4 protein-coding genes and 1 pseudogene are annotated in these 5,698 nt (G+C 64.4%); 4 read left to right on the forward strand and 1 reads right to left on the reverse strand.

Annotation, left to right across the window (positions count from 1 at the left end; translation table 11 throughout):
- Positions 1 to 370 (reverse strand): annotated as a pseudogene (locus tag WCB02_RS02430) (hypothetical protein); the annotation flags it as partial.
- A 143-nt stretch (positions 371 to 513) separates the two neighbouring features.
- On the opposite strand from WCB02_RS02430, the gene WCB02_RS02435 reads away from it, so the two are divergent.
- The 4 genes from WCB02_RS02435 to WCB02_RS02450 all read left to right on the forward strand — a co-directional run.
- The gene (locus WCB02_RS02435; protein ID WP_423955983.1) at positions 514 to 1,011 is read left to right on the forward strand and encodes a YaiI/YqxD family protein; all 498 of its coding nucleotides are present in this window, start codon (positions 514 to 516) and stop codon (positions 1,009 to 1,011) included.
- A 4-nt stretch (positions 1,012 to 1,015) separates the two neighbouring features.
- Complete coding sequence (locus tag WCB02_RS02440; RefSeq protein ID WP_423955985.1) at positions 1,016 to 2,839, forward strand: ABC-F family ATP-binding cassette domain-containing protein; 1,824 nt, start codon at positions 1,016 to 1,018, stop codon at positions 2,837 to 2,839.
- Positions 2,840 to 3,039: 200 nt separating this feature from the next.
- On the forward strand, positions 3,040 to 4,122 hold the full coding sequence (locus tag WCB02_RS02445) for a D-TA family PLP-dependent enzyme (protein ID WP_423955987.1): 1,083 nt from the start codon (positions 3,040 to 3,042) through the stop codon (positions 4,120 to 4,122).
- 114 nt (positions 4,123 to 4,236) lie between these two features.
- Positions 4,237 to 5,698, forward strand: a 1,462-nt coding sequence (locus tag WCB02_RS02450; protein WP_423955990.1) for an ATP-binding cassette domain-containing protein, incomplete at its 3' end; no start/stop codon positions are given.

The following is a 5,698-nucleotide window of genomic DNA, read 5'->3' on the forward strand; positions in this document are numbered from 1 at the left end:
CCGCGCTGAAATCGCCCAGCGCAACTGCCGGCGCCGACGCCGGCAGCGACGCGCTCCCGGTAGCGCACGATTCGCCGTGGCTTGTGACCTCGATCGTCAGCACGCCCTGGGCCTCGTCGGCCGCCACCTCGGCGACCTCGCCGTCATAGACCGGCTTGACGAAGCGCGCCTCGATCAGGCCTCGTTCCAGGAAGGCGCGACCCCATCGCGCAACCGGCATGTGCAGCATGTAGGCCATGACGTCGACGCCCGGCACCAGACCGCCCGAAAAACCATATTTTCGCGCCACCGTGTCGTCGTGGATCTTGTTCTCGGACTGTTTTGAGGTGTTGTAGGCCGAGACGCGGTAGGCTTCGAGCCGGCTGCTCATACGTGCTGTCCTTCATTTCCTGCATTTTTCATGTCTTTCCGCGCAATCGTACGCAAAGGAACCGCCGTGGCAAGCCGTGTTACCCTCGCATTTCTGCATATGATGGCGTACATGCTGGCTACCGTTCGAGCCACCGAGACCCGATGACATCAACCCAAAATACCATCCGCATTTACGTCGATGCCGACGCCTGCCCGGTCAAGGACGAGATATATCGCGTCGCTGTCCGCCATGGGCTGCCGGTCAGCGTGGTCGCCGGGCAGTTCATCCGCGTGCCGCAGGACCCGCTGATCGAGCGCGTCGCCGCGGGCTCCGCCATGGACGCCGCCGATGACTGGATCGCGGAGCGCGCCGGCCCCGGCGACATCGTCATCACGGCGGATATTCCACTTGCCAGCCGCTGCGTCAAAGCAGGCGCCGAGGTGATCGCGCCGAATGGCAAGCCGTTCTCGGAGCAATCGATCGGCATGACTCTCGCGGTGCGTAATCTCATGACTGATCTGCGCTCCTCCGGCGAGGTGACCGGCGGTCCGAAATCCTTCGCCGCGCGCGACCGCTCGGCGTTCCTGGCGACGCTTGACCAGACCATCCGCCGCATCGACCGCCGCCGCGCGGAACAGCGCGTGCCGAGCCAGAGCTGACAGCATGGCGCCGCCGCTGATCCAGTTGAAGGACATCGCGCTGACCTTTGGCGGCACACCGCTGTTGTCGGGCGTCGAACTGTCGGTCTCACAATCCGAGCGCGTCTGCCTGATCGGCCGTAATGGCTCGGGCAAATCGACGCTGTTGAAGATCATGGCCGGCCTGGTCGAACCCGATCGTGGCAGCCGCTTCGTGCAGCCCGGCGCCACCATCCGCTATCTGCCGCAGGAGCCGGATTTTTCCGGCCACGCCACCACGCTGGCCTATGTCGAGGCGGGCTTGGGTCCCGGTGACGACCAGCATCCGGCGCGCGCGCTGCTGGAGCAGCTTGGCCTGCACGGCGATGAGGATCCGGCCCATCTCTCCGGCGGCGAGGCGCGCCGCACGGCGCTGGCGCGGGTGCTGGCGCCCTCGCCCGACATCCTGCTCTTGGACGAGCCGACCAACCATCTCGATCTGCCGACCCTCGAATGGCTGGAGAGTGAGCTCAACGGCCGCCGCAGCGCGCTGGTGCTGATCAGCCATGACCGGCGCTTCCTCACCAATCTGTCGCGCGCGACGGCTTGGCTCGACCGCGGCCAGATCAAGCAGATCGACCGCGGCTTCGCCGCGTTCGAGGGCTGGCGCGACGAGGTGCTGGCGGAGGAAGAACGCGAGCAGCACAAGCTCGATCGCAAAATCGTCAACGAGGAGCACTGGCTGCGCTACGGCGTCTCCGGCCGGCGCAAGCGCAACGTCAAGCGGCTGGGCAATCTGCATGCGCTGCGCGACCAGCGGCGCAACTATCGCGGCGCGGCCGGGACGGCCAACCTCGCCGCGGCAGAAGCCGACAAATCCGGCCGGCTGGTGATCGAGGCCAAAAACGTCTGCAAGGCCTATGGCGAGCGCAGCATCGTCGATGGCTTCTCGATCCGCGTCCAGCGCGGCGACCGCATCGGCATCGTCGGCCCGAATGGCGCCGGCAAGACCACGCTGGTCAATCTGTTGACCGGGGCCGAGGCGCCTGACAGCGGCATGATCCGGCTCGGCGCCAATCTGGAGATGGCGACACTGGACCAGCATCGCGAAAGCCTCGATCCGAAATCGACCTTGGCCGAGGCTCTGACCGGCGGCCGCGGCGATCACGTCATGGTCGGAGGCAAGCCGAAGCATGTCGTCAGCTACATGAAGGATTTCCTGTTCGCGCAGGAGCAGATGCGCACGCCTCTGGAAGTGCTGTCGGGCGGCGAGCGCGGCCGGCTGATGCTGGCGCGCGCGCTGGCAAAGCCGTCGAACCTCTTGGTGCTGGACGAGCCGACCAACGATCTCGATCTCGAAACCCTCGATGTGCTGGAAGACATGCTCGGCGACTACGAGGGCACGGTGATCCTGATCAGCCATGACCGCGACTTCCTTGATCGGGTGGTGACCTCGGTGATCGCGCCCGAGGGCAACGGCCAATGGATCGAATATGCCGGCGGCTATACGGACATGCTGGCACAGCGCGGCGCGGATTTGAAGCGCGACGCGGCAAAGGCTCTCGCAGCCGAAAACAAAAGAGAGCCGAAGGGCTCGACGCCAGGAGCCGCACCCTCTGCAACATCAAAACGACGACTGAACTTCAACGAAAAGCACGCGCTGGAAACCTTGCCGAAGACGATCGCCAAATTGCAGGCCGAGATCGCCAAACAGCAACGATGGCTTGACGATCCCAACCTCTACCAGAAGGATCGCAAGAAGTTCGATGCGGCGTCCGCCGCTATCGCCAGGGCGCAGGCTGAGCTCGCCACCGCCGAAGACCGCTGGCTGGAGCTCGAAGTGCTGCGCGAAGAGATTGAACAGGCTTAAGCCGTAAGCCAATTTTTTGCCGTCATTGCTTGGAGCCAACGGGTCTCGCCTTCGGCGAGCCCGACGACAGGCTCCAACGACGAAGCAATCCATTCTTCCTTGGATAGATGGATTGCTTCGCGGAGTTTATCATCGGGCGGCGCTTCGCGGCGACCGGTGGGCTCGCGATGACAAGGATGAGGCCGAACTGGAGTCGCCATATGACAACACCACTTGCCGCCAAAATCGCCCGCGAGTACGGCACACCTGCCGCGGTCATCGACATGGACAAGGTCGAGCGCAACATCGCGCGAATCCAGGCGGCGTGCGAGGCGGTAGGCGTCGCCAACCGGCCGCATATCAAGACCCACAAGAGCCCGCTGCTTGCCAAGATGCAGATCGCGGCCGGCGCCAAGGGCATCACCTGCCAGAAGCTCGGCGAGGCCGAGGTAATGGCCGATGCCGGCATCGACGACATCCTGATCAGCTACAATCTGATCGGCGAGGAGAAGATGGCAAGGCTGGCCGCGCTGCAGGCCAAGGCCGGCATGACGGTTGCCGCCGACAATCCGACCGTGATCGCCGGACTGCCGCAAGCCGCCAAACTCTCCGGCCGGAAGCTCGCGGTCGTGGTCGAATGCGATACCGGACGCAAGCGCGCCGGCGTCGAGACACCGACCGAGGCGGTCGCGCTGGCGCGCCAGATCGCTGGCCTGGAGGGGCTGAGCTTTGCCGGCTTCATGCTCTACCCGACCGAAACCGGCTGGACCGAGGCGCAGACATTCTACGACGAGGCGCTGGCCGGTGTGCGCGCGCATGGGCTCGACGCCGCGATGGTCTCGACCGGCGGCTCGCCGAACCTGAAAAATCTCGGCAAGCTCAGGGGCGCCACCGAGCACCGGCCCGGCACCTACATCTATAACGACCGCATGCAGGTCGCGGCCGGGGTCGCCGACTGGGAGGATTGCGCATTGAGCATCTATGCGACCGTGGTCAGCCGCGCCGCCCCCGATCGCGGCATTCTGGACGCCGGCTCGAAGACGCTGACGTCGGATGCTGGCGGTGGGCTGGATGGATTTGGCCTCATCCTGGAACACCCCGAGGCCAGGATCGCTCGGTTCGCCGAGGAGCACGGCTTCCTTGATCTCACCCGCAGCAACACGCGGCCCAATGTCGGCGACGTCGTTCGGATCGTGCCCAATCACGTCTGCGTCGTCGTCAACATGATGGACGAAGTGGTGATGGTGCGCGGCGATGAAATCATCGACGTGCTGCCGGTGGCGGCACGGGGCAAGTTGCGGTGATCCGAACCTGCGGCGACCATCATGGCGCCCCCCGTTAGACAACCCACTTCCAATGCTCGCGCCTCTCTCAAGGAGCGTGTCGGTGCGCTGAGGAATCTGCGTCCATTCCTGACAATGGTCTGGCACACCAGCCGCGCACTCACGGCGGCGTCGCTGGCGTTGCGGCTGGTTCGTGCGGTCTTGCCGGTCGTCACGCTCTATGTCGGCAAGCTCATCATCGATCAAGTGGTGATGCTGGTGCAGGCGCCGGTCAAGCCGCCAACGCTTTCGGCATGGCTCGGCAGCGGCCTGTTGAGCTGGCTGATCCTGCTGCTATCTTTCGAACTTGCGCTGGCGGTGATGGCGGACGTCCTTGGGCGCGTCGTCTCGCTGATCGACGGCCTGCTTTCGGAGCGCGTGACCAACGCTTCAAGCGTACGACTGATGGAGCACGCCGCAAAGCTGGATCTGGAGGACTTCGAGGACTCCGAATTTCAGGATCAGCTCGAGCGGGCCCGCCGGCAAACCAGCGGGAGAATGACCCTGATGGGACTGCTCTTCAGCCAGGCGCAGGATGTCGTGACGGTCGCCAGTTTTGCCGCCGGTCTGGTGTTCTACGCGCCCTGGCTGATCGTCCTGCTGCTTCTGGCCCTGGTCCCGGCCTTCATCGGCGAGGCCTACTTCAACGCGCAAAGCTATTCGCTCGATTTTGTCCGCACTCCGGAGCGCCGTGAACTCGATTATGTGCGGCAGACTGCGGCCAGCGTGGAAACCGCAAAGGAGGTGAAGATCTTCGGCCTCAACGGCTTCCTGACGGACCGATACATTCGTCTTGCGACCGACTTTTACGCGGCAAACCGCCGGCTGGCGTTGCGGCGCGCCGGCTGGGGAGGACTGTTCACCGCGATCGGAACCGCGGCGTATTATCTGGCTTATGCCTACATCACGTGGAGCACACTGACGGGAAGGTTCTCCGTCGGCGATCTGACCTTCCTGGCGGGTTCGTTCCTGCGCTTGCGCAGCCTTCTGGAAGGCCTGCTGACGAGTTTTTCGAGCACGGCCGGCCAGGCGCTCTATCTCAACGACCTGTTTTCATTTTTCGAGGTCGAGCCGGAAATCCTGTCACCGCCCAATCCGAGGCGATTTCCAGACCCGATCGAGCGCGGCTTTGAGTTCGAAGATGTCGGATTTCGCTATCCCGGCTCGGAGCGATGGGCGGTACGCCATCTGAGCTTCACGCTGCACGCCGGCGAAATACTCGCCTTGGTGGGTGAAAACGGCGCCGGCAAGACCACCTTGGTGAAGCTGCTGGCACGGCTCTATGATCCGGTTGAAGGCCGGATCCTGCTCGATGGCCATGACCTGCGCGAATACGACCTGGAGGTGCTACGCGGCAACATGGGGGTCATTTTCCAGGATTTCGTCCGCTACAGCCTCAGCGCCGGCGACAATATCGCGGTCGGCAAGATCGCCGCCCGCGCTGACCGGGCCCGCATCGCGCGCGCCGCGGCGCGCAGCCAGGCCGACGAAGTGATCGCCAGATTGCCGGGCGGCTACCAGCAGATGGTCGGCAAGCGATTCAAGGACGGTGTCGAAT

This window comes from Bradyrhizobium sp., from assembly GCF_049581145.1.
Lineage (GTDB): Bacteria > Pseudomonadota > Alphaproteobacteria > Rhizobiales > Xanthobacteraceae > Bradyrhizobium.

Bases quoted from the DNA above. Each gene is read 5' to 3' on its own strand.
- WCB02_RS02435 (WP_423955983.1), top strand. From the start codon at position 514: ATGACATCAACCCAAAATACCATCCGCATTTACGTCGATGCCGACGCC.
- WCB02_RS02440 (WP_423955985.1), top strand. From the start codon at position 1,016: ATGGCGCCGCCGCTGATCCAGTTGAAGGACATCGCGCTGACCTTTGGC.
- WCB02_RS02445 (WP_423955987.1), top strand. From the start codon at position 3,040: ATGACAACACCACTTGCCGCCAAAATCGCCCGCGAGTACGGCACACCT.